The organism is uncultured Bacillus sp., assembly GCF_958411575.1.
Taxonomy (GTDB): domain Bacteria; phylum Bacillota; class Bacilli; order Bacillales; family Bacillaceae; genus Bacillus; species Bacillus spizizenii.
In genome coordinates this window covers 86810-107323 of record NZ_CATYRA010000013.1, presented here as the reverse complement: position 1 = coordinate 107323, position 20514 = coordinate 86810, and the positions used below count along the sequence as shown (strand labels likewise).

The following is a 20514-nucleotide window of genomic DNA, read 5'->3' as shown; positions in this document are numbered from 1 at the left end:
AATTGGCTGTTTAAAAGGTGTTTTGATCCCTGTCTCAAAAACGGGGGTCAGTCCCTGGGCTGAGTGGTTTTTTAATGGACGAGGTGCAGGGCTAATGATCCGAGCCATTTAAAAAGATGGATCAGAGGTATCGACAAAAACAGGAGTTCAACATAAGCGTTGATTGCAAGGTTCAGCTTTTTGAACCTAGCTCTCTTTTTCAGGTCTTTTTGCTGCTGGTTTGAGAACACGTTATCACCCCTTAGATATCCATATAATACCATAAAAACAGACAAAAAGCCCTAAACATTTACAGTTTGGGCTTCTTTCTCATTTACGGACTCTTGCAATAAGAGGCTTTTATTCTGGATATAGAATTTGCGTCTCCGTTCGAGGATTGTTTGCTTGCAGGAGACTGCATTTGTTATAGGGAAGAGCTAGCTTGTTTTCGTTTGACTGTTGTTTTGGAGATTCACTAATGAACGGATGCCGTCGATCATTTTGCTTCCGCACAAAGGGCATGATGGCGAGTCACTGCTGGCAAAGTTTTTTCTGGTCCAGCCGTTGCAGTCTTCTTTTGTGCATTCCCATGTACTCACATCTTCTTTAGGCAGCGGTTCTTGATTACGTTTGTTATAGTAAGACATAAAGTCACTTCTTCCCTCATGTATTTTACTGCACATTTCTTATTGTCTCATACTTTTCCTCAATCTCCTAATTCCTTTTTTTTTATGGTTTTCCAATCAGACCATCTAAAAAGGAGAGGAGTGTACTGTTAAAAGCGTCGGGCTCTTCTAAAAACGGGCAATGGCTGCTTTTAGAAAAGGTGACGAGCGTCGAGTTTGGAATATTGCTGCGCAAGTGTTCCCCAGCTGCTGTCGAGAAAAATTTCCGGTCCTCTCCGAAGCACAGCAATGTCGGCACATTGATGTTTTGAAGGATGCCGCGGTAATCAGCAGCCGTTTGGTTAAATAAAATCGTGCTTGAAATGGCAGCCGGCTGTTTGAGGATTTCTGCCAACATCCATTCTGTTTCTGTCTCGGCAGGCGGTTCTGCGAACATATTATGAATGAAGCTTTCGTAGAATGGCAGCGGGTCAGTCTGAATGGCGTGCATCGCCGTTTTTAAACCGTCAAAATCAAACGGACCGTGTTCCCAACCCTCCCATTGATAATCGGAAGCGGATTGATCGATGATCACAGCGGCTTGTATGTTATCATTCCCAAATTGATTGAAATAATCCCATACGACGAAAGCGCCCATTGACCAGCCGGCAAGAACGGCCTGATCGAGCTCCATTACTTTTAGAAATTCCCTTACGTCACGGGCATATTGGGAAATGGTGTGTCCGTGAAGCGTTTTGTCGGATTCGCCGTGTCCTCTGAGGTCGAGACGAATACATTGATAATTGGCAGAAAGTGCTGAAAATTGTTTGTGGAAAAATTGTCCGCTCATCAGCACGCCGTGTATAAACAGGATCGGTGTACCGCTCCCGTGCGTTTCATAGTATAGGCGTGTCTGATCTTCTAGTGTGATGTATGGCATTTTTTCTCCTCCTCTAGTTTCCGTCATGAGAATGACTGGCTGCTGTTGAGCTGATGATAGCAGCTGTCGCGGCTGCCTGCTGGGCCTGAATGACCGTTTCGATTGCGGTGTATAGTCCTGATTCCATCAGCAGATTTTTTTCCATATGCTCACTGAGATATAGGCTGACAGCAATTTTGAAATTCATTTCCTTTTGCCATTTAAATGCTTTTTCTTGGTTTAATTCGTGAGTGATGTCCAAAATGGTTTTGATATTTGGCTCTTCCAGAAATGTGAGAAGGGCAAGATCTGGATAATGGTAATCCTTTGGCTTTTTGAAAGAATCAGTGATGGATTGATATATATGTTTGCACTGGGAAACAAGCGTTTCAGGGTCTTTTTCACTTTGTAAGGCCAGAATATGGCTGACCTGGTGTAAGTAATGTCCTTTTTTAAACCCGTTGGCTGCCAGCCGCTGATAGCATGTTTCCGCCTTGTTTAATGCCTGCAAACCTTTTCCGTTTTCGCCAAGCAGTACGGCAAGCGGAATATTCTGAGTTGAAGTGAGGAAGTAATGATTTTTCTTCATCTGCTGATAAACAGATAGCCCCATGTTCATCTGTTCTCTTTGATTTGTCGTTTCAGATTTGCCGGTGAGCAAGATCAGAGCGGCAAGGTACGTGAACATATCCCGCTTATATCCAAGCTTCACCATTTCATTGTATACATCAATGAAAGTATGAAACGTTTGTTTTGCCTCATGCTGAAAATGAATGTCCAGAATAGAAGCAACAGTAAAGCGGTGGTGCGAATTGAGTGTTGAGAAGCTTCCGATGTTTGATTTGATATAGCTGCTCAAATCATAAAAGCGCTGAAAGTCAAACTCTCTTTTATTCACAATATATGCAGAAGAAATGAGCATTAATATCTGATCGTGTGCAACTTTCCATTTTAATTTTGATTTTAATTCGGCATAAATGGAAATGTATTGTTTTGTTTTTTCATTTAGGTCGTTTGTCAGCATAAAAAGCAGCTCCTTTTTGCTGTTTTTATGTTATACGAAAAATGGGGCCAAAAGTTTCATATAGAAAAAACTTGCCTGCGAGAGGCAAGTTTGTCGGGTTATTTACGGGGATCTGTTATATCCATCGGTCTCATCATGTCATAGTCTTCATGTTCAAGAATATGGCAGTGCCATACGTATCGTCCGCTGTAAGGTCCGAATGTCACCGCGATTCTCAGGACTTCACCTGCATGTGCTTGGATGGTGTCTTTCCAGCCTTTTTCACTTGGCGGCGGCGGAACAGCCGGACCGGTATAGGACAATTCCCCTCTTTCTTGATAACGCGCGATATCAAACGGACGCCGGTCCAACACACGGAAGGAGACCAAATGCAGGTGAATCGGATGTGTTCCTTGCGTCGGGTTGACGATGGACCAAATTTCAGTTGTGCCGGCTTTTGGTGCTTCTGTGACAGGATCGTGCCAGCGTTTGTTATTGAGAAGAAGGACGGGTCTGCCGTATTCGTCCTGGGTGCCTGCCAGTTTCAGTGTTCTGATGTTTTGTATTCTTTCATTCTGTACGGAAGGGTATGAGGCAAGGTACTTTGGCTTTCTGCTTTCATCTTTTTGTGCCAACGGTTTGGTGACTCTGAATTGCATGATATTCGCATCTGTTTCTGGATTAGCGTCACCTCCGCAGCCCTCGCTGTTTGCCAAAATGATCGATTGTCCTTCATAGGCTGTGAAGTCAATGATGATATCGTAACGTTCAGCGGGCGCAAGACTGAAAGAGTTCAGTTTAACAGAGCGCGGCAGGAGCCCCCCGTCTGAACCAATCTGAATAAATTCTCCGCCATTATCGAGTGACAGGTTATAGGTTCTCGTATTGGAGGCGTTGATGACGCGAAAGCGGTATTTCCTCGGTTCGACCTCCAAGTATGGCCATACCTTCCCGTTGACGAGTATGGTGTCTCCGCAAAAAGCCGGAACGATTGAAGGTTTAGGCAGTGACGGGGAAGGGTTTTCCGGTCCGCTTGGATAAAACAAAGAACCGTCCTCATTGATCGTGCGGTCTGTGATAAGAAGCGGCACGTCGTATTCGCCGGAAGGCAGCTTTAGGCGTTTTTCCTTTGGATCGTGAATAATATAAGCGCCAACAAGTCCGGCATAGACATTCAGCCTGGTGAGCGCCATGGCGTGATCGTGATACCACAAAATAGCACCGCGTTGCTGATTCGGATAATGATAAACCTCTCGTTTAAAATAAGGGCCTGTTTGTTCAAAGTCTTTAGAAAACCAAGCCTCTGGATACCCGTCACTATCATCTGGCGTGACGCCTCCGTGTAAATGAACGACAGTCTTTACTTCTGGCTCTTCATGCTGGCTGTCACTGTGATGAATCGTGTGATCGATCGGAAGGAAATGCTCTGACGGAAGGTTGTTCATCCATTTTACATACACGTTTTCGTTTCTTTTGACCTCAATGGTAGGCCCGGGAAATAAGCCGTTGTAGCCCCACAGGCGGGTCGGAGGGAGATCGCGGTGAAGCTGATGGGCGCATTCTTCCATGGTGACTTCGTAGTATGTTTTTTCTGTTGTTTGCTGCACCGGCTTTAGTGTATCTGGGATTGGGAGAGCATCCGCAAATTTTTCAAGTGTCATTTTCATCGTCCTTATCTAAATTTTCCAAATTGGTACTATAGTTAATGACAATAAGGACGTGATGGTTACAAAAAAATCTGTGTGTCGCTGCCTGCCCGAAGAAGAAAATAACAAAATCCTAAACGGCAGGCCGTTTAGGATTTGATCAGCATTATGGCAGGATGTCGGGCTGTTGCTGTGTGACTGGCTTGGCAGCCGCTTTCTCGCTCACCTTGCGTTTTCTGAACACAAGATAAGAAATCAAAACGATTCCCGTGATGACGCCTGTCAGCAGCAGTTCGTCTCTCATGGAATCAATAAACGCCATTGATACTAAAATTCCGCAGATAGCGATGATGGTTAAGTAGGTTAGGAAAGGGAAGAGCCACATCTTGATTTTCAATGCTTCAGGATTTGTTTTTTCGAGTTCTTTTCGCATTCTTAGCTGGGAAACAGCGATGACAAGATAGACGAGTAAAGCAATTGCGCCTGATGAGTTGACTAAGAATAAAAAGACGGTGTCCGGTGAAAAGTAGTTCATTACAACCGCGATATAAGAGAAAAAAGTTCCGGCGACTATGGCCTGTACGGGAACGCCTTTTTTGCTCAATTTCATAAAACGGCGCGGCGCTTCGTTTCTTTCTGCAAGTGAATACAGCATTCTGGATGTGGTGTACAAACCTGAATTCAGGCAAGAGAGTACGGCTGTGAGGACGATAAAGTTCATAATCTGCGCGGCTGCCGGCACTCCAATATGCTCAAGTACAGCGACGAAAGGGCTTTCTAAAATATTTGCTGAATTCCAAGGCAAAAGTGCCACCACAACGGCGATAGAGCCAACGTAAAAGACGATGATGCGCCATACAACGGATCGGGTCGCTTTTGTCACGGATTCGATCGGGTTGGATGTTTCTCCCGCTGCAATGGCAACAATTTCTGTTCCCATAAAAGAGAAGATGACAACGACAATGCCGAGTAATACGGAGCTGATGCCTTCGGGGAAAAATCCGCCTTTGCCTGTAATATTGGATAAACCCACTGGTTCACTGCCTGGCGCAAAGCCGAAAATAAAGGCAAAACCAACGATGAGAAACGCGATGATGGTAACAACTTTAATGAGGGAGAACCAATATTCGAACTCACCGAAAGACTTAACGGAGTAGACGTTCGTCAGGGTGAGCACGATCGTCAAGATCAAACTTGTCAGCCATAGCGGAATATCATGGAACCAGTATTGAATAATGCCAGCACCAGCAATGGCTTCGATTGCGATGACAATCACCCAGAAAAACCAATACAGCCAGCCGATTGTAAATCCTGCCCACGGTCCGATGGCATCGTGAGCGTATTGAGAAAACGATCCGCTCGTCGGGTTTACGGCAGACATCTCACCGAGCATTCTCATGATAAAAATCACCAATAATCCGGCTAACGCGTAAGAAACAATGGCACCGGGCCCGGTAGAGTGAATCACTGAACCGCTGCCTACAAATAGGCCGGCTCCAATCACGCCAGCGATCGAAATCATTGTCATATGGCGGGTCTTTAATTCTTTTTTTAATCCTGATTGAGACTGGTTCATAAGTTGCCTCCTTTAAGAATGAAGTTATTACTGAATATTATGATAATTGAAACTCTATCATAAATATACAGTTTGTCGAAAAATCATGTAAGAAAATATAACAGTTTATTTCAAATTTGTAGGGTTTTGTTTACGGTGTATTCAGCAGAAATGCTTGAAATAAAAGAAAAAATGTTTCTGTAATGATTCTTTTGGTAGGTTGTTATAATCCCCTAATATATGGTGTATCAAGAGATGCGTTGGTGTCATTGGACTGGAAGGCCTTTTTTAGAGGGAGAAATAAATTGGTTTAGAGAAACAAAGTTCCATCGTTACTATTTTTCTGTGGCAGGTGAATCATGTTTCTGTAGACCCACTGCGGTTCAGCTTTGTATCATAATAATAGGAAAACGCGAGCGGAGAGGAGGTTTTGTATGGAGAGATATGATGAACTGAAAAAAGGAGAAACCGGAGCGCTGGTCAGTATTGCCGCGTATCTTGTTCTGTCCGCGATTAAGCTGATCATCGGTTATCTCTTTCATTCGGAAGCACTTACAGCTGACGGGTTAAATAACACAACTGACATTATTGCTTCTGTTGCTGTGCTGATCGGCCTGCGTATCTCTCAAAAGCCTCCTGACGAAGATCATCCATACGGCCACTTTCGGGCGGAAACGATTGCATCACTTATCGCATCTTTTATTATGATGGTTGTCGGACTGCAAGTGCTGTTCAGCGCCGGGGAATCTATTTTTTCTGCTAAACAAGAGACCCCGGATATGATTGCGGCTTGGACAGCAGCGGGCGGGGCAGCCCTGATGCTTGTCGTCTACCAGTACAATAGAAGGCTGGCCAAAAAGGTGAAGAGCCAGGCGCTCCTTGCCGCGGCTGCTGATAATAAATCAGATGCATTTGTCAGTATCGGCACGTTTATCGGAATTGTGGCTGCGCAATTCCACCTTGCTTGGATTGATACGGTCACGGCGTTTGTGATCGGTCTTCTCATTTGCAAAACGGCATGGGATATTTTTAAAGAATCATCTCACTCTTTGACAGATGGCTTCGACGTAAAGGACATGTCAGCTTATAAACAGACGATCGAAAAGATCTCGGGTGTGAGTCGTTTAAAAGACATTAAAGCGAGATACTTGGGCAGTACGGTCTACGTTGATGTGGTCGTTGAGGTATCAGCAGATTTAAATATTACGGAAAGCCACGATATTGCCAATGAAATTGAGCGGAGAATGAAGGAGGAGCATGCGATTGATTATTCGCATGTTCATATGGAGCCTTTAGAACACAAGTAATTGAGCTTCCTGTCACAGGAAGCTTTTTTTGTGTGATTTGTCCTGCTTTATTGGAAACAATTTGCTAGAATCGTTTTTTTATACAGATCGCTTTTTGTGGTAAAGTTAGGTTACAATATGAAGAATTTTGTAGATGACTAGGAGGAAAAGAATGGCATACCAAGAAGACCTGCATCCTTTGCTGGGGAAAGCAGTTGAACATATTAATAGAGTAATGGTTGGAAAACGAGATATCGCCATACTCAGCTTAGCAGCCATTCTTGCCAAAGGGCATGTGCTGCTTGAGGATGTACCCGGAGTTGGAAAAACGATGATGGTCCGCGCGCTGGCAAAGTCAATCGGCGCCGATTTCAAAAGAATCCAATTCACTCCGGATTTGCTGCCATCTGATGTAACAGGCGTATCCATCTATAATGCGAAAACAATGGAATTTGAATACCGTCCCGGCCCGATTATGGGAAATATCGTGCTGGCCGATGAAATCAACCGCACCTCTCCGAAGACACAGTCTGCTTTGCTTGAAGCGATGGAAGAGGGAAGCGTAACGGTGGATGGCCATACGATGCCGCTTGCCGCTCCGTTTTTTGTAATGGCCACGCAAAACCCGGTCGAATATGAAGGGACCTATCCTTTGCCGGAAGCTCAGCTTGACCGTTTTTTATTCAAACTTCGCATGGGTTATCCGTCCTTTAATGAGGAACTGGACGTGTTATCTCTTCAGGAAAACAGCCATCCGATTGAGACGCTCGAGCCGGTTATAACAAAAGAAGACTTCATCCGTTTGCAGCGGGAAGTGCAAAATGTCCGCGCCGATGACAGCATAAAAGAATATATTGTTGAAATCGTGCAGAAAACGCGACAGCATGCTTCTGTTCAATTAGGCGTCAGTCCGCGCGGATCAATTGCTCTCATGAAAGCGGCCCAAGCATACGCGCTGCTGCACCATCGCGACTATGTCATTCCGGATGATATTCAATATTTGGCTCCTTTTACGCTTCCGCACCGGATGCTGCTGCAGCCTGAGGCGAAGTTTGAAGGGATCGAGGCTGAAACGATCGTACGGGAGATCATGTCAGCTGTGAAGGTACCGGTTCAAAGGTCGTCGATCCGCTGATGAAGAAGAAATTGCAATGGTTCGTATATGGGTGGAAGCTGATTGTATTAATGTTATTGACGGCTGCTGTTTTTTCTTACGCGATGTTTCAGGGCGGTTTTGTCAGCTGGTTTTTGTTTTACACGTTTCTCCCTTTTGTCGTGTATGCCGGGCTGCTGGCGTTGTATCCGCTCCGCTCTTTTCAGGCTTCACGGCAAATGGCCAAAACACAATTACTTGCGGGGGACAGGCTGGACGTGTCGGTTACGCTGAGAAGGAAGCTGCCGTTTCCCATGATGTATATGGTGATTGAAGATTGCCTGCCAGAAGGAATCGAGTCATTGAACCGAGACGAAGCCGTGGCCAAACGGCTCGTTTTTCCTTGGTTTAAACGGAGTATAACGATGTCGTATGAATTAGCTCGGGTACCGCGTGGAGAGCATCATTTTCATGCTGTCAGGGTGAGAACTGGGGATGTCCTCGGCTTGATTGAAAAAACAGCTTTTTATGAGCTGGAAGATACCCTGCTTGTTTATCCATCCTTTCAGCGTCTTTCTTATCAGGTGAATGAGAGGCATCAGGAAGACGGTGTAAGCGGTTCTTCTCCTGTTCATCAGCACCATTCCGCAGTCGCAGCAAGTGTCCGGAATTATCAGCCGGGAGACCGGTTTGCTGCATTAGACTGGAAAACTTCTGCACGGCGGAGCCAGCTGATGACGAAGGAATTTGAACCGTCTCGAAGCAAAAACCTATTTCTTCTGATGGACCGTTCTTCCTCTGAAGCATTCGAAGAGGTCGTTTCTATGACAGCTTCGATTCTTCATTCTGTTTTAAAAAACGGCGCGGGAGCAGGCTTGGCCTCGGTCGGAAAGGAAAAAACGATTTTTCCAATTCAGGAGGGGGAGCATCATTTTAACCACATGCTTCATCATTTAGCCGTCGCTCATTCTGATGCGGCTGATCCGGTAAGTCGATATGTACGGGAGGAGCTGGGGAAGCCATCTGTTCGCCAGGCTGACAAAGTGATCGTCACGGGGCAGTTCACGGAAGATTTGCTGAACATCGCAGAAACCAGGGGAGGCCGGGTTACAGTGATACTTGCAAAAGAGAAAGATGCTGAACTTTCTCAAGCTGAAAATGTCATGATCGAACGGATGATGAAACGTCAAATCAGAGTTCAGGTCATGAGAGGCGGACGAGTTTCGCGTGTTGTTTAGAAAGAGAGGTGACGGGTGCACATGCCGCACGATGATCAGAATGAAAGCCGTTTGAGCTTGCTGTTATTTTATTTTCTGGCATTTTTATTGCTGTGGGAGTGGCTCAGACCGCTTGACAGTTTTACAGATACGAAACATACGGGCTTTTTTAGTGTCTTTATCGGTTTGACGTTTCTGCTGACTTTTTTCAGGATGAGGTGGTTTGTCACCGTTCCTTTTTGTGTCTTATTTACGTTGATCTCGATACACATCCTGTTTTATCAAGGTTCTATATTTGACTTGAGCTGGGTCAGCTCTTTTTTACAGGATGTCTATTTGAATATCAAGCTGATTCAATCAGGGCAATGGAATGACATGATTCCTTCGTTTCGAACCCTGCTGTTTTTTGTGCTGCTGTGGCTGTTGGTCTATCTCCTTCATTATTGGGTGATTTACCAGAGGAGAATATTATTTTTCTTTATCATGACAGTAGCGTATATTACGATTCTTGATACCTTTACGCCATATGATGCCACTTTTGCCGTCATCCGTATCGTGCTGATCGGCTTCTTTATGCTGGGCCTTTTATACTTAGACCGCATCAAGCTGATGGAAAGAATCACACTGCCAAAAACATCTGTCCTGAAATGGTTTCTTCCTTTATCTGTATTGGTTTTGGCTGCGGTGGGATTCGGACTTGCCGCTCCGAAATCAGAACCGGCTTGGCCCGATCCGGTACCTTTTCTCAAAAAAATCACGAATCAAGATCATGTGCCGGCTGGAGAAAGCAAAATCGGCTACGGGAACCATGATGAATCACTTGGCGGCCCGTTTCAGCAGGATGATACACCTGTTTTTACATGGCAGGGAAAAGAGCGTACGTATTTCCGTGTGGAAACGAAGGATACGTATACAGGAAAAGGCTGGGTTGAAACAGACACAGGCATGTCCTATCAGCTTAGCGGAGGAAAAGTAGAAAATCTATGGTTTGACCATAAGGTTGCGACAGAGCGCAACACCGTCCGTGTAAAAGTCGATGAGCACTACGGGTATAACCATGTGATGTATCCGATCGGTGCAGAAACCATTCAGCCAAAGCGGGCTGTCTCACTTGAAATGAACGGGAACACGGAACAAATTTCTCCGATCAGTGAACAAGCCGGTGAGATCAGAAATATGGGGAACTATACAGTAACGTACCATTCTCCGGTCTACAAGCTGGATGAGCTGAGAAAGGTAAAAGTGAGAAACAACAGTGAGGAATACAGATTCAGCGATCGCTATATGCAGCTGCCGGATTCACTGCCTGAGCGGGTAAGAACCCTTGCGATCAAGCTGACTCAGGATCAAGGTAATATGTTTGATAAGGTGAAAGCGGTTGAGGACTACTTAGGATCAAATGAGTTCACATATGAAACCGAAAACGTGTCCATCCCTAAGAATGATGAGGATTATGTCGATCAATTTTTGTTTGAAACAAAGATGGGCTACTGTGATAACTTCTCTTCCGCTATGGTGGTGCTACTGCGCTCGGCCGGCATTCCGGCCCGCTGGATAAAGGGTTATACGTCCGGTGAATATAAAGAAGCAGGGAACAAAAACGGCAGCATTTACGAAGTGACCAATAACAACGCCCATTCCTGGGTAGAGGTGTATTTCCCGGAACAGGGCTGGGTCACATTTGAGCCGACTAAAGGGTTTACAAATCCGGCTGAGTTTGCTTCTTCTGACACAAAGGATTCCGGCAGCGAAAGCAGCAGCTCGCCGGAGAAAACAAAAGAGGAGCAGAAAGAAGAGAAAAAACAGCCCGAAAATGAGGAAAAACAAAAGGAAAAACGGGAGCCAGCTGGCTCTAAACAGCCGTCTGCTTCACATACACATGCCGGTGCGGGCTGGTATTTAGGACTTGCAATTCTCGCGGTCCTCCTGTTGACAGCGGTATTGCTGTATGTTTTCCGTTCGTTATGGATTCCTGTTTTCGTTGTGAGAAAATTGAAGCGGCGTAGCGATCAGTACGTGTTTTTTGAGGCGTATGGCGCGCTGCTGAAACAGCTGAGAAGAAGAGGACTGCCGAAACGAGACAGTGAAACGCTGCGTGATTATGCAAAACGAATCGATGGAAAATACGACTCAGAAGACATGTCAAAGCTGACATTATGCTATGAACGGGCGCTTTACAGAAATGAAGATTCGGCTGCGCTTTGGAATGAATCCAGAGAGTTATGGGAAAATTTAATTAAAAGAAGATGGTCTTGACCGCTTATCAACGTGTTGTTAGAATTAGTGAATATTATCGGAGTCTGGGAGCGAGTTGCCTGACTCCGACAAAACGGCCTTGCCAAAGAGGGCGGAGCGAGCTTCATATCTGTCCTCGTTTTTTTTCTGTGTCAAAAAACTTAGAGGAGATTAGGTGACAACCATGACAAAGTTAGTGAATGAAATGATTCTTGTCCTTGATTTCGGCAGTCAGTATAACCAGCTGATTACACGCCGTATCCGTGAATTCGGTGTATACAGCGAGCTGCATCCCCATACATTGACGGCTGAAGAAATTAAAGAAATGAATCCAAAAGGAATTATTTTATCCGGCGGTCCAAACAGTGTGTATGATGAAAACTCTTTCCGCTGTGACGAAAAAATCTTCGAGCTTGATATTCCTGTTTTGGGAATTTGCTACGGCATGCAGCTGATGACTCATTACCTTGGCGGTAAAGTTGAAGCGGCAAGCCAGCGTGAATACGGAAAAGCAAACATCCACATCGAAGGCACACCTGATTTGTTCAAAGATCTTCCGAACGAACAAGTGGTTTGGATGAGCCATGGCGATTTGGTTGTAGAAGTTCCTGAAGGCTTCACGGTTGACGCGACAAGCCATCACTGCCCGAATTCAGCGATGAGCAAAGCCGACAAAAAATGGTACGGCGTTCAGTTCCACCCGGAAGTGCGCCACTCTGAATACGGCAATGACCTTCTGAAAAACTTTGTATTCGGCGTTTGCGATTGTGAAGGCAAATGGTCAATGGAGAACTTTATCGAAATCGAAATGCAAAAAATCCGTGAAACGGTCGGGGACAAACAGGTTCTATGCGCGCTAAGCGGCGGCGTTGATTCCTCTGTTGTTGCTGTTTTGATTCATAAAGCGATCGGCGACCAGCTGACTTGTATCTTTGTAGACCATGGTCTTCTCCGTAAAGGCGAGGCTGAAGGTGTTATGAAAACATTCAGCGAAGGCTTTAACATGAACGTGATTAAAGTAGACGCAAAAGACAGATTCTTAAATAAACTAAAAGGCGTTTCTGATCCTGAGCAAAAACGCAAAATCATCGGTAATGAATTCATTTACGTGTTCGATGATGAAGCGGACAAGCTCAAAGGCATCGACTACCTTGCACAAGGAACGCTCTACACTGATATCATCGAGAGCGGTACTGCAACGGCGCAAACGATCAAATCTCACCACAATGTCGGCGGGCTTCCTGAAGACATGCAGTTTGAACTGATCGAGCCGTTAAACACGCTTTTCAAAGACGAAGTGCGCGCGCTTGGCACAGAGCTCGGCATTCCGGATGAAATCGTATGGCGCCAGCCTTTCCCAGGACCGGGCCTCGGAATCCGCGTTCTTGGCGAAGTAACAGAAGAAAAACTGGAAATCGTTCGTGAATCAGATGCGATTTTGCGTGAAGAAGTAGCAAATCACGGATTAGAGCGTGATATCTGGCAATACTTCACTGTTCTTCCTGACATCCGCAGCGTTGGTGTTATGGGTGATGCAAGAACGTATGATTACACAATCGGAATCCGCGCCGTTACATCAATCGACGGCATGACATCTGACTGGGCGCGTATCCCGTGGGATGTGCTTGAAGTCATTTCTACACGTATCGTAAACGAAGTGAAGCACATTAACCGCGTGGTGTACGATATTACAAGTAAGCCGCCTGCGACGATTGAGTGGGAATAATAAACAATTAACGGAAACCATCTTTTAGGCGATTTTGCCAAGAAGATGGTTTTTTCTGTTTATTACGAACAAAATCGAATTTCATCCGACTATTGTTCGTTTTTTATATTGTCAATTCAAATCGAAGTTGGTACAATAGACACAGAAATCAAATAAGATGAATTCGTATAATCGCGGGGATATGGCTCGCAAGTCTCTACCAAGCTACCGTAAATGGCTTGACTACGTAAACATTTCTTTCGTTTGATATAAATAAAACACGTTTATTTATTCAAACTGAAATCCGTCTGTAGTCAAGCGTCCCAAAATGTATTGGGGCGTTTTTTATTTGGCGTTTTCAGGACAGAATAAATAGCAAAGAGTGAAGGGAGTCAAATAGCTTGAAAACGTTTTTTCAGTTTGATGAGCTGGGCACCAGCTATCGCAATGAAATCATTGGCGGATTAACGACTTTTTTATCTATGGCATATATTCTGTTCGTCAATCCGATTACACTTGCTTTGGAGAGCGTGAAAGATTTTCCGGAGGCGCTGAGAATTGACCAAGGTGCGGTCTTTACGGCGACAGCGCTTGCGTCTGCAGCAGGCTGTATTTTAATGGGATTGATAGCGAGATATCCGATCGCCATTGCGCCCGGTATGGGGCTGAACGCGTTTTTTGCGTTTTCTGTCGTCCTTGGCATGGGCATTTCCTGGCAGGCAGCTTTGTCTGGTGTTTTTATTTCAGGTCTTATCTTTGTTGCTCTTTCTTTAACAGGTTTTCGTGAAAAAATCATCAACGCCATTCCGCCTGAGCTGAAATTGGCAGTCGGCGCGGGGATCGGCCTGTTTATTACATTCGTTGGATTACAGGGATCAGGAATCATTGCTGCAAACCCTTCTACACTCGTCACCATCGGAAACATTCACAGCGGACCTGTGCTGTTAACGATTTTCGGTGTGATTGTAACGGTTATTTTAATGGTGCTTCGCGTTAACGCGGGCGTGTTTATCGGGATGCTGTTAACAGCGGTTGCCGGCATGATTTTTGGTTTGGTTCCAGTACCGTCTCAAATCGTCGGAAGTGTGCCGAGCCTTGCGCCGACGTTCGGACAAGCTTGGATTCACCTGCCGGATATTTTCTCCGTACAAATGCTGATCGTCATTTTAACATTTTTGTTTGTCGGATTTTTTGATACAGCAGGTACACTTGTTGCTGTGGCAACTCAAGCTGGTTTAATGAAGGAAAACAAATTGCCGCGTGCGGGCCGTGCGCTTTTAGCTGATTCATCTTCTATTGTGATCGGAGCCGTGCTTGGTACGTCTACAACAACTTCTTACGTTGAATCAAGCTCAGGTGTCGCTGCGGGTGCCCGTTCAGGATTTGCGGCAATTGTAACAGGTATTCTCTTTTTACTGGCTACGTTTTTCTCGCCGCTCCTATCAGTCGTTACATCAAACGTAACAGCGCCGGCACTGATCATTGTTGGTGCACTGATGGTCGCGCCGCTTGGCAAAATCGCTTGGGATAAGTTCGAGGTGGCCGTTCCCGCTTTCCTTACCATGATCATGATGCCGTTAACGTACAGCATTGCGACCGGGATTGCCATCGGATTTATTTTCTATCCGATTACAATGGTGTGCAAAGGAAAAGCCAAAGAGGTTCATCCGATCATGTACGGGCTGTTTGTCGTATTTATCCTGTACTTTATCTTCTTAAAATAAAGAATGAAGACCAGCTGCCGAGGCGGCTGGTTTTTTTTGTTGCAAAAGGTAAAACCAATTCATACGATATACCGTCATGTAGATGTGCCGCCATGCTTTACTTAAATGGAAATGACTTGACTGTTCAGGAAGGCTTCGGTACCTTATATAAGTGTTTTATTTTCTTGCTGAATGGTATTCCGCCGTATTTTTTTGATAGGAGTTGCTGACATGACGGAAGAAAGAAAAGAAACGTTTGAAGAAGAAGTTAATCAGAGTGAAAGAATAGATGCTGATGAGGAACCGCTATCGAGAATGTCCAGAAATGCGAGCAGGCAAAGCAAGCAGAAGCAAAAACAAAAGCAGAAACCGCGCCAGGAACGCGGTATATCAACTGCTAAAGACAAGCTTGCGTCTGTATGGGCAGCCATCAACAGATATTGCGGTTTTGCGTTCTCGATTTTGAAATCACCGGCGAAAACCGTCGTAGCGGATGGTTTTTCTCATTATAAGTATGGTCTGATCTCAATGCTTATATTCAGTATGATCTTTTCAATCGGGAACTGGTTTCAGTTAAAGGCGAGCTGGAATCGGCCGCTCGGTTTCGGAGAACGCCACCACGCTTTTTATGACGGATTTTTAGTCGTTCTTGTGTATTTGCTTCTCTTTTTCGCGGTCATGGTCTTAGCCGTATGGGCCGTCTCCCGCTATATGATGAAGCAGAAGGTGACGTTCAGGGAAGCGGCTGCCGGTTTGGGTTCATTGCTTGTACCGGTGATTGCTGTTTCAATCCTTTGGCTGATCTTTGCGATCGTAAATATCCCGATGCTGACAGTTCTGTTTACAGTGCTGATCTTGTTTTCGATCTTTTTTATGATGGCGCTGTATGTTCAGCGTCTGTATCAGGCGGCACAGGATGCACCGATTGACTATATCTATTGTGTATTTGCTGTGGTTGCGATAGCGCTGCTGTTTGCGGTGGTGACTTGGCCGTTGATTTCTGAGTATTTGACGGCGTCGCTGATTCCGCTTTAATGAAAAAACCGGCTGTTCATAGCCGGTTTTTTTATGTCACACTTTTTACAAATATATCTAAAAAACATAGTTGATTTGTAGGATTAATCCATGTATGATAGGGAAAATGCTGTAAACGTCCAGCGCACAAACCTTTATGTTTAAGGAGGATGATGGACATGGCTGATGTACTTCGCCGAGCGATTAATCAAAAGAAACAATTTTTAAAAACCAAATTACTGCTCTCGGAATTTTATCAGGGAAGAGGGGAACAGCTGGCTGATTATACGCTGAGTGAGCTTGAGAAAGAATACAAGTCCCTTCTGAAAATGAAAAAAGAGATCTGACAATATATGAGAAGAGGTGAGTCTGCTGAAAAGCGGGCTTTTTTATTTTGATTTTGAAAAGGTGAGAAAGAGGGTAAACTACTACTGTTTAATCACATAAAGCGTGTCGAAATATTTTCCTTAGGCTTACGGCCTCAGCTCATTGTAAACGACTCATTTCTCTAGTAGAATATGAATGCTTTATGCAAGCTGAAGAGTAGGGGGATGAAATAAAATGATGCAAACCATCTTATCAAATGGGTTAGCCATGGTTCTCATAATTCTCATTATTAATATTGTCTATGTGTCATTTTTTACAATAAGAATGATTTTAACGCTGAAAGGCCAGCGTTATTTAGCGGCCGGCATCAGTACGATTGAAATACTGGTTTATGTGACAGGACTGAGTCTGGTGCTCGATAACTTAGACCAGATTCAAAATGTGATCGCGTACGCGATCGGTTACGGTCTTGGCGTGATTGTCGGCATGAAAATAGAAGAGAAATTGGCGCTCGGCTATATTATGGTCAATGTGATTACGAAGGAGCTCGATCTTGATCTTCCGAGGCAGCTCCGTGAAAAAGGCTACGGCGTGACAAACTGGGTGGCCGGCGGGCTTGAAGGTGACCGCACAGCCCTTCAGATTCTGACGCCGAGAAGATATGAACTCCAGCTGTATGATACGATTAAAACACTTGATTCAAAAGCCTTTATTATTGCGTATGAACCAAAAACAATCCATGGCGGCTTCTGGGTCAAAGCGGTGAAGAAGAGGAGAATTAAAGAATAATGGCAAAGCCGAAGAAGAAAAAGTTTGAAGTGACAGAGCAGCAAACGATTGATGCGGTGCTTCAGCAAATGAAAGAAGAAGGATATCTGCCAGTGCGGCGAATGGAAGAGCCTATTTTTATGGAGAAAAAGGAAAATGGGTCAATTCAGATCGTTCCGTGCGGGAAAAAAATCGTATTTGAAGGGAAATTGATCTAAAACACGAACATTAGTAGAATGAATTTTTGTATCGTTCGATAATATCGTTGACATTATCCATGTCCGTTGTTAAGATAAACATGAAATCAAAACACGACCTCATATAATCTTGGGAATATGGCCCATAAGTTTCTACCCGGCAACCGTAAATTGCCGGACTATGCAGGAAAGTGATCGATAAAACTGACATGGATATATCGCAGAAGCGAACGACTGACGATACATGCACCATGCCCGGTTTGTATTGCTTCCTCATAAGTGCAATGCAGAGCGGGTATTTTTTATTTTCTGAAAACTAAAGCATTAGAAGGTGGGGACAGAATGCAGCCGCTAGTAGGAATCATCATGGGAAGCACTTCCGATTGGGAGACAATGAAAAACGCATGCGACATACTTGACGAACTCAATGTTCCGTACGAAAAAAAGGTCGTTTCCGCTCACCGGACGCCTGATTTCATGTTTGAATACGCTGAAACTGCCAGAGAAAGAGGCATCAAGGTGATTATCGCCGGTGCCGGAGGAGCGGCCCATCTTCCGGGGATGACGGCGGCGAAAACAACTCTGCCGGTCATTGGAGTCCCGGTTCAGTCCAAGGCGCTGAACGGGCTGGATTCACTTCTTTCTATCGTGCAAATGCCTGGAGGCGTGCCTGTTGCGACAACAGCCATCGGCAAAGCGGGAGCTGTGAACGCAGGCCTGTTAGCGGCGCAAATTTTGTCAGCTTTTGACGAAGATCTTGCCCGTAAGCTGGATGAGAGAAGAGAAAATACAAAACAGACGGTGTTAGAAAGCAGTGATCAGCTTGTCTAAACAAATCATCTATCCGGGAGCTGTCATCGGCATGATCGGCGGCGGCCAGCTTGGGAAAATGATGGCTGTGTCCGCCAAACAAATGGGGTATAAAGTCGCGGTCGTTGATCCGGTGAAAGATTCACCGTGCGGGCAGGTTGCGGATATCGAAATTACCGCTCATTACAATGACCGTGAAGCGATTCGAAAATTGGCTGACATCAGCGACATCATCACATATGAGTTTGAAAACATCGACTATGATGCGCTGCATTGGCTAAAAGGTCATGCGTATCTCCCGCAAGGAAGTGAGCTGCTGCTCATTACCCAAAACCGTGAAACGGAGAAAAAAGCAATTCAAGCCGCGGGCTGTGGAGTCGCGCCGTACAGCATCGTCAAAACAAAGGATGAACTGAAACAGGCGGTACAGGAGCTTGGGCTTCCAGCAGTCCTGAAAACATGTCGCGGCGGATACGACGGCAAAGGCCAATTTGTGATCAAGGAAGAGGCGCAAATTGAGCAGGCTGCAGCTCTTTTAGAACACGGAACCTGCATTCTCGAAAGCTGGGTTTCTTTTAAAATGGAACTGTCGGTGATCGTCGTCAGATCGATAAACGGCGAAATTGCAACATTTCCGGCAGCTGAAAACATTCACCACAACAATATTCTGTTCCAAAGCATCGTGCCTGCACGGGTGGAGGTAGGGATTCAGAAGAAGGCTGCTGATTTGGCCGTTAAGCTTGCAGACGAGCTTAACCTTGTCGGACCGCTTGCTGTTGAGATGTTCCTGACTGAAGACGGAGAGCTTTTGGTCAATGAACTGGCGCCAAGACCGCACAATTCAGGGCATTATACACTGGACCTTTGCGAAACGAGCCAGTTTGAACAGCATATCAGAGCGGTATGCGGCCTTCCGCTCGGGAAAACAGATTTGCTGAAGCCGGGTATGATGGTGAATCTTCTCGGCGATGAAGTGAAGCTTGTTGAGGAAGAGCCGGAGCTTTTAAAAGAAGCAAAGCTATATATATACGGAAAACATGAAATCAAAAAAGGCCGCAAAATGGGGCATATTACATTTATGAAGCAACCTGAAGACCATTGGATTCAGGAGATCACAAATAAATGGATGAATAGAGACGGAGGACAAGCAGAATGATCGAACGTTATTCAAGACCTGAAATGTCCGCGATTTGGACGGATGAAAACAGATTTCAAGCATGGCTGGAGGTGGAGATTCTTGCCTGTGAAGCGTGGGCGGAGCTGGGCGTCATTCCAAAAGAAGACGTAAAGCTCATGCGGGAGAACGCGTCATTTGACATCAACCGCATTTTAGAAATCGAACAGGACACGCGCCATGACGTTGTCGCTTTTACACGCGCCGTTTCCGAATCACTGGGTGAAGAAAGAAAATGGGTGCACTACGGTTTAACGTCAACTGACGTTGTTGATACTGCTCTTTCTTACTTATTAAAACAGGCAAACGATATTCTGCTCAAGGACCTTGAGAGATTTGTTGACATTATAAAAGAAAAAGCGAAAGAACATAAATACACAGTCATGATGGGGCGCACACACGGCGTACACGCTGAGCCTACAACATTCGGCTTAAAACTTGCGCTTTGGCATGAGGAAATGAAACGGAATCTTGAGCGTTTCAAACAAGCGAAAGAAGGCATCGAGGTTGGGAAGATTTCCGGCGCTGTGGGCACATATGCGAACATTGACCCATTTGTTGAACAATATGTATGTGAGAAGCTCGGCTTGAAAGCAGCACCGATTTCAACTCAAACCCTTCAGCGTGACCGCCATGCTGACTATATGGCGACACTTGCTTTGATCGCGACAAGCATCGAAAAATTCGCAGTGGAAATCCGCGGACTGCAAAAGAGTGAAACACGCGAAGTTGAGGAATTTTTCGCGAAAGGGCAAAAGGGTTCATCTGCAATGCCGCACAAACGCAATCCGATCGGTTCCGAAAACATGACAGGCATGGCACGCGTGATCCGCGGCTACATGATGACGGCTTACGAAAATGTTCCATTATGGCATGAGCGCGATATTTCTCACTCTTCAGCAGAACGGATTATTCTTCCGGATGCGACAATCGCGCTGAACTACATGCTGAACCGCTTCTCTAACATCGTGAAGAACTTAACGGTCTTCCCGGAAAACATGAAGCGCAACATGGACCGCACTCTCGGCCTTATCTACTCTCAGCGCGTGCTGCTTGCTTTGATTGACACAGGCCTGACTCGTGAAGAAGCTTATGACACAGTGCAGCCGAAAGCAATGGAGGCATGGGAAAAACAAGTGCCGTTCCGTGAACTTGTGGAAGCGGAAGAGAAAATCACGTCCCGTCTTTCTTCGGAAAAAATTGCTGACTGCTTTGATTACAACTACCATCTGAAAAATGTTGATCTGATCTTTGAACGTTTAGGTTTAGCATAGAAGA

At 45.3% G+C, this 20514-nt stretch carries 19 protein-coding genes and 2 riboswitches; of the genes, 13 read left to right on the top strand and 6 right to left on the bottom strand.

The window, feature by feature from the left end:
- Window positions 1-71 precede the first annotated feature (71 nt).
- From Q5C82_RS18335 to gabP, 6 genes are all read right to left on the bottom strand, one after another.
- A complete protein-coding gene (locus tag Q5C82_RS18335) occupies window positions 72-230 on the bottom strand; it encodes a hypothetical protein (protein WP_003219369.1) in 159 nt (52 codons plus the stop codon).
- Window positions 231-416: 186 nt separating this feature from the next.
- Window positions 417-626: a cold-shock protein gene (locus tag Q5C82_RS18330; protein ID WP_003219370.1), complete on the bottom strand. Its 210-nt coding sequence runs from the start codon at window positions 624-626 to the stop codon at window positions 417-419.
- Window positions 627-708: 82 nt separating this feature from the next.
- On the bottom strand, window positions 709-1524 hold the full coding sequence (locus Q5C82_RS18325) for an alpha/beta fold hydrolase (protein ID WP_003219372.1): 816 nt from the start codon (window positions 1522-1524) through the stop codon (window positions 709-711).
- A gap of 13 nt (window positions 1525-1537) precedes the next feature.
- Entirely contained in the window at window positions 1538-2527 is a 990-nt protein-coding gene (locus Q5C82_RS18320) for a DUF4003 domain-containing protein (RefSeq protein ID WP_003219374.1), read from the bottom strand.
- A 98-nt stretch (window positions 2528-2625) separates the two neighbouring features.
- Complete coding sequence (gene cotA / locus Q5C82_RS18315) at window positions 2626-4167, bottom strand: outer spore coat copper-dependent laccase CotA (RefSeq protein ID WP_003219376.1); 1542 nt, start codon at window positions 4165-4167, stop codon at window positions 2626-2628.
- Window positions 4168-4318: 151 nt separating this feature from the next.
- A complete protein-coding gene (gene gabP / locus Q5C82_RS18310) occupies window positions 4319-5728 on the bottom strand; it encodes a GABA permease (RefSeq protein WP_003219378.1) in 1410 nt (469 codons plus the stop codon).
- A 413-nt stretch (window positions 5729-6141) separates the two neighbouring features.
- Between gabP and mneS the strand changes: the two genes are divergently transcribed.
- The 13 genes from mneS to purB all read left to right on the top strand — a co-directional run bounded on the left by mneS (window position 6142) and on the right by purB (window position 20510).
- Entirely contained in the window at window positions 6142-7014 is an 873-nt protein-coding gene (gene mneS, locus Q5C82_RS18305) for a manganese transporter MneS (RefSeq protein ID WP_003219380.1), read from the top strand.
- 151 nt (window positions 7015-7165) lie between these two features.
- The gene (locus Q5C82_RS18300; RefSeq protein WP_003219383.1) at window positions 7166-8128 is read left to right on the top strand and encodes a MoxR family ATPase; all 963 of its coding nucleotides are present in this window, start codon (window positions 7166-7168) and stop codon (window positions 8126-8128) included.
- Window positions 8128-9324 (top strand): DUF58 domain-containing protein, encoded by a 1197-nt coding sequence (locus Q5C82_RS18295; RefSeq protein WP_003219384.1) that lies wholly within the window; start codon window positions 8128-8130, stop codon window positions 9322-9324. Before Q5C82_RS18300 ends, Q5C82_RS18295 begins: the two co-directional genes overlap by 1 nt.
- 21 nt (window positions 9325-9345) lie before the next feature.
- Entirely contained in the window at window positions 9346-11559 is a 2214-nt protein-coding gene (locus Q5C82_RS18290) for a transglutaminaseTgpA domain-containing protein (RefSeq protein ID WP_003219386.1), read from the top strand.
- A gap of 163 nt (window positions 11560-11722) precedes the next feature.
- Window positions 11723-13264 (top strand): glutamine-hydrolyzing GMP synthase, encoded by a 1542-nt coding sequence (guaA, locus tag Q5C82_RS18285; RefSeq protein WP_003219388.1) that lies wholly within the window; start codon window positions 11723-11725, stop codon window positions 13262-13264.
- A 143-nt stretch (window positions 13265-13407) separates the two neighbouring features.
- A riboswitch (purine riboswitch) is annotated at window positions 13408-13509 on the top strand.
- A 135-nt stretch (window positions 13510-13644) separates the two neighbouring features.
- The gene (pbuG, locus tag Q5C82_RS18280) at window positions 13645-14967 is read left to right on the top strand and encodes a hypoxanthine/guanine permease PbuG (protein ID WP_003219390.1); all 1323 of its coding nucleotides are present in this window, start codon (window positions 13645-13647) and stop codon (window positions 14965-14967) included.
- Window positions 14968-15177: 210 nt separating this feature from the next.
- A complete protein-coding gene (locus Q5C82_RS18275; RefSeq protein ID WP_003219392.1) occupies window positions 15178-15981 on the top strand; it encodes a hypothetical protein in 804 nt (267 codons plus the stop codon).
- A gap of 158 nt (window positions 15982-16139) precedes the next feature.
- Complete coding sequence (locus tag Q5C82_RS18270) at window positions 16140-16307, top strand: Fur-regulated basic protein FbpA (protein ID WP_003219394.1); 168 nt, start codon at window positions 16140-16142, stop codon at window positions 16305-16307.
- Window positions 16308-16521: 214 nt separating this feature from the next.
- Window positions 16522-17076 carry a DUF2179 domain-containing protein gene (locus tag Q5C82_RS18265; protein ID WP_003219396.1) on the top strand — a complete coding sequence of 185 codons (555 nt, stop codon included), beginning with the start codon at window positions 16522-16524 and terminating at the stop codon, window positions 17074-17076.
- On the top strand, window positions 17076-17273 hold the full coding sequence (locus tag Q5C82_RS18260; protein WP_003219403.1) for an NETI motif-containing protein: 198 nt from the start codon (window positions 17076-17078) through the stop codon (window positions 17271-17273). Before Q5C82_RS18265 ends, Q5C82_RS18260 begins: the two co-directional genes overlap by 1 nt.
- Before the next feature lie 79 nt (window positions 17274-17352).
- A riboswitch (purine riboswitch) is annotated at window positions 17353-17454 on the top strand.
- Window positions 17455-17594: 140 nt separating this feature from the next.
- Window positions 17595-18083, top strand: coding sequence for a 5-(carboxyamino)imidazole ribonucleotide mutase (gene purE / locus Q5C82_RS18255; protein WP_003219405.1), 489 nt, complete (start codon window positions 17595-17597; stop codon window positions 18081-18083).
- The gene (purK, locus tag Q5C82_RS18250; RefSeq protein ID WP_032727237.1) at window positions 18076-19218 is read left to right on the top strand and encodes a 5-(carboxyamino)imidazole ribonucleotide synthase; all 1143 of its coding nucleotides are present in this window, start codon (window positions 18076-18078) and stop codon (window positions 19216-19218) included. Before purE ends, purK begins: the two co-directional genes overlap by 8 nt.
- Window positions 19215-20510: an adenylosuccinate lyase gene (gene purB, locus Q5C82_RS18245; protein ID WP_003219407.1), complete on the top strand. Its 1296-nt coding sequence runs from the start codon at window positions 19215-19217 to the stop codon at window positions 20508-20510. The genes purK and purB overlap by 4 nt, the downstream gene beginning before the upstream one ends.
- Window positions 20511-20514 lie beyond the last annotated feature (4 nt).

Coding starts and splice junctions, on each gene's coding strand:
- Q5C82_RS18330 (WP_003219370.1), bottom strand. CDS start 626: ATGTCTTACTATAACAAACGTAATCAAGAACCGCTGCCTAAAGAAGAT.
- Q5C82_RS18325 (WP_003219372.1), bottom strand. CDS start 1,524: ATGCCATACATCACACTAGAAGATCAGACACGCCTATACTATGAAACG.
- Q5C82_RS18320 (WP_003219374.1), bottom strand. CDS start 2,527: ATGCTGACAAACGACCTAAATGAAAAAACAAAACAATACATTTCCATT.
- cotA (WP_003219376.1), bottom strand. CDS start 4,167: ATGACACTTGAAAAATTTGCGGATGCTCTCCCAATCCCAGATACACTA.
- gabP (WP_003219378.1), bottom strand. CDS start 5,728: ATGAACCAGTCTCAATCAGGATTAAAAAAAGAATTAAAGACCCGCCAT.
- mneS (WP_003219380.1), top strand. CDS start 6,142: ATGGAGAGATATGATGAACTGAAAAAAGGAGAAACCGGAGCGCTGGTC.
- Q5C82_RS18300 (WP_003219383.1), top strand. CDS start 7,166: ATGGCATACCAAGAAGACCTGCATCCTTTGCTGGGGAAAGCAGTTGAA.
- Q5C82_RS18295 (WP_003219384.1), top strand. CDS start 8,128: ATGAAGAAGAAATTGCAATGGTTCGTATATGGGTGGAAGCTGATTGTA.
- Q5C82_RS18290 (WP_003219386.1), top strand. CDS start 9,346: ATGCCGCACGATGATCAGAATGAAAGCCGTTTGAGCTTGCTGTTATTT.
- guaA (WP_003219388.1), top strand. CDS start 11,723: ATGACAAAGTTAGTGAATGAAATGATTCTTGTCCTTGATTTCGGCAGT.
- Q5C82_RS18275 (WP_003219392.1), top strand. CDS start 15,178: ATGACGGAAGAAAGAAAAGAAACGTTTGAAGAAGAAGTTAATCAGAGT.
- Q5C82_RS18270 (WP_003219394.1), top strand. CDS start 16,140: ATGGCTGATGTACTTCGCCGAGCGATTAATCAAAAGAAACAATTTTTA.
- Q5C82_RS18265 (WP_003219396.1), top strand. CDS start 16,522: ATGATGCAAACCATCTTATCAAATGGGTTAGCCATGGTTCTCATAATT.
- Q5C82_RS18260 (WP_003219403.1), top strand. CDS start 17,076: ATGGCAAAGCCGAAGAAGAAAAAGTTTGAAGTGACAGAGCAGCAAACG.
- purE (WP_003219405.1), top strand. CDS start 17,595: ATGCAGCCGCTAGTAGGAATCATCATGGGAAGCACTTCCGATTGGGAG.
- purB (WP_003219407.1), top strand. CDS start 19,215: ATGATCGAACGTTATTCAAGACCTGAAATGTCCGCGATTTGGACGGAT.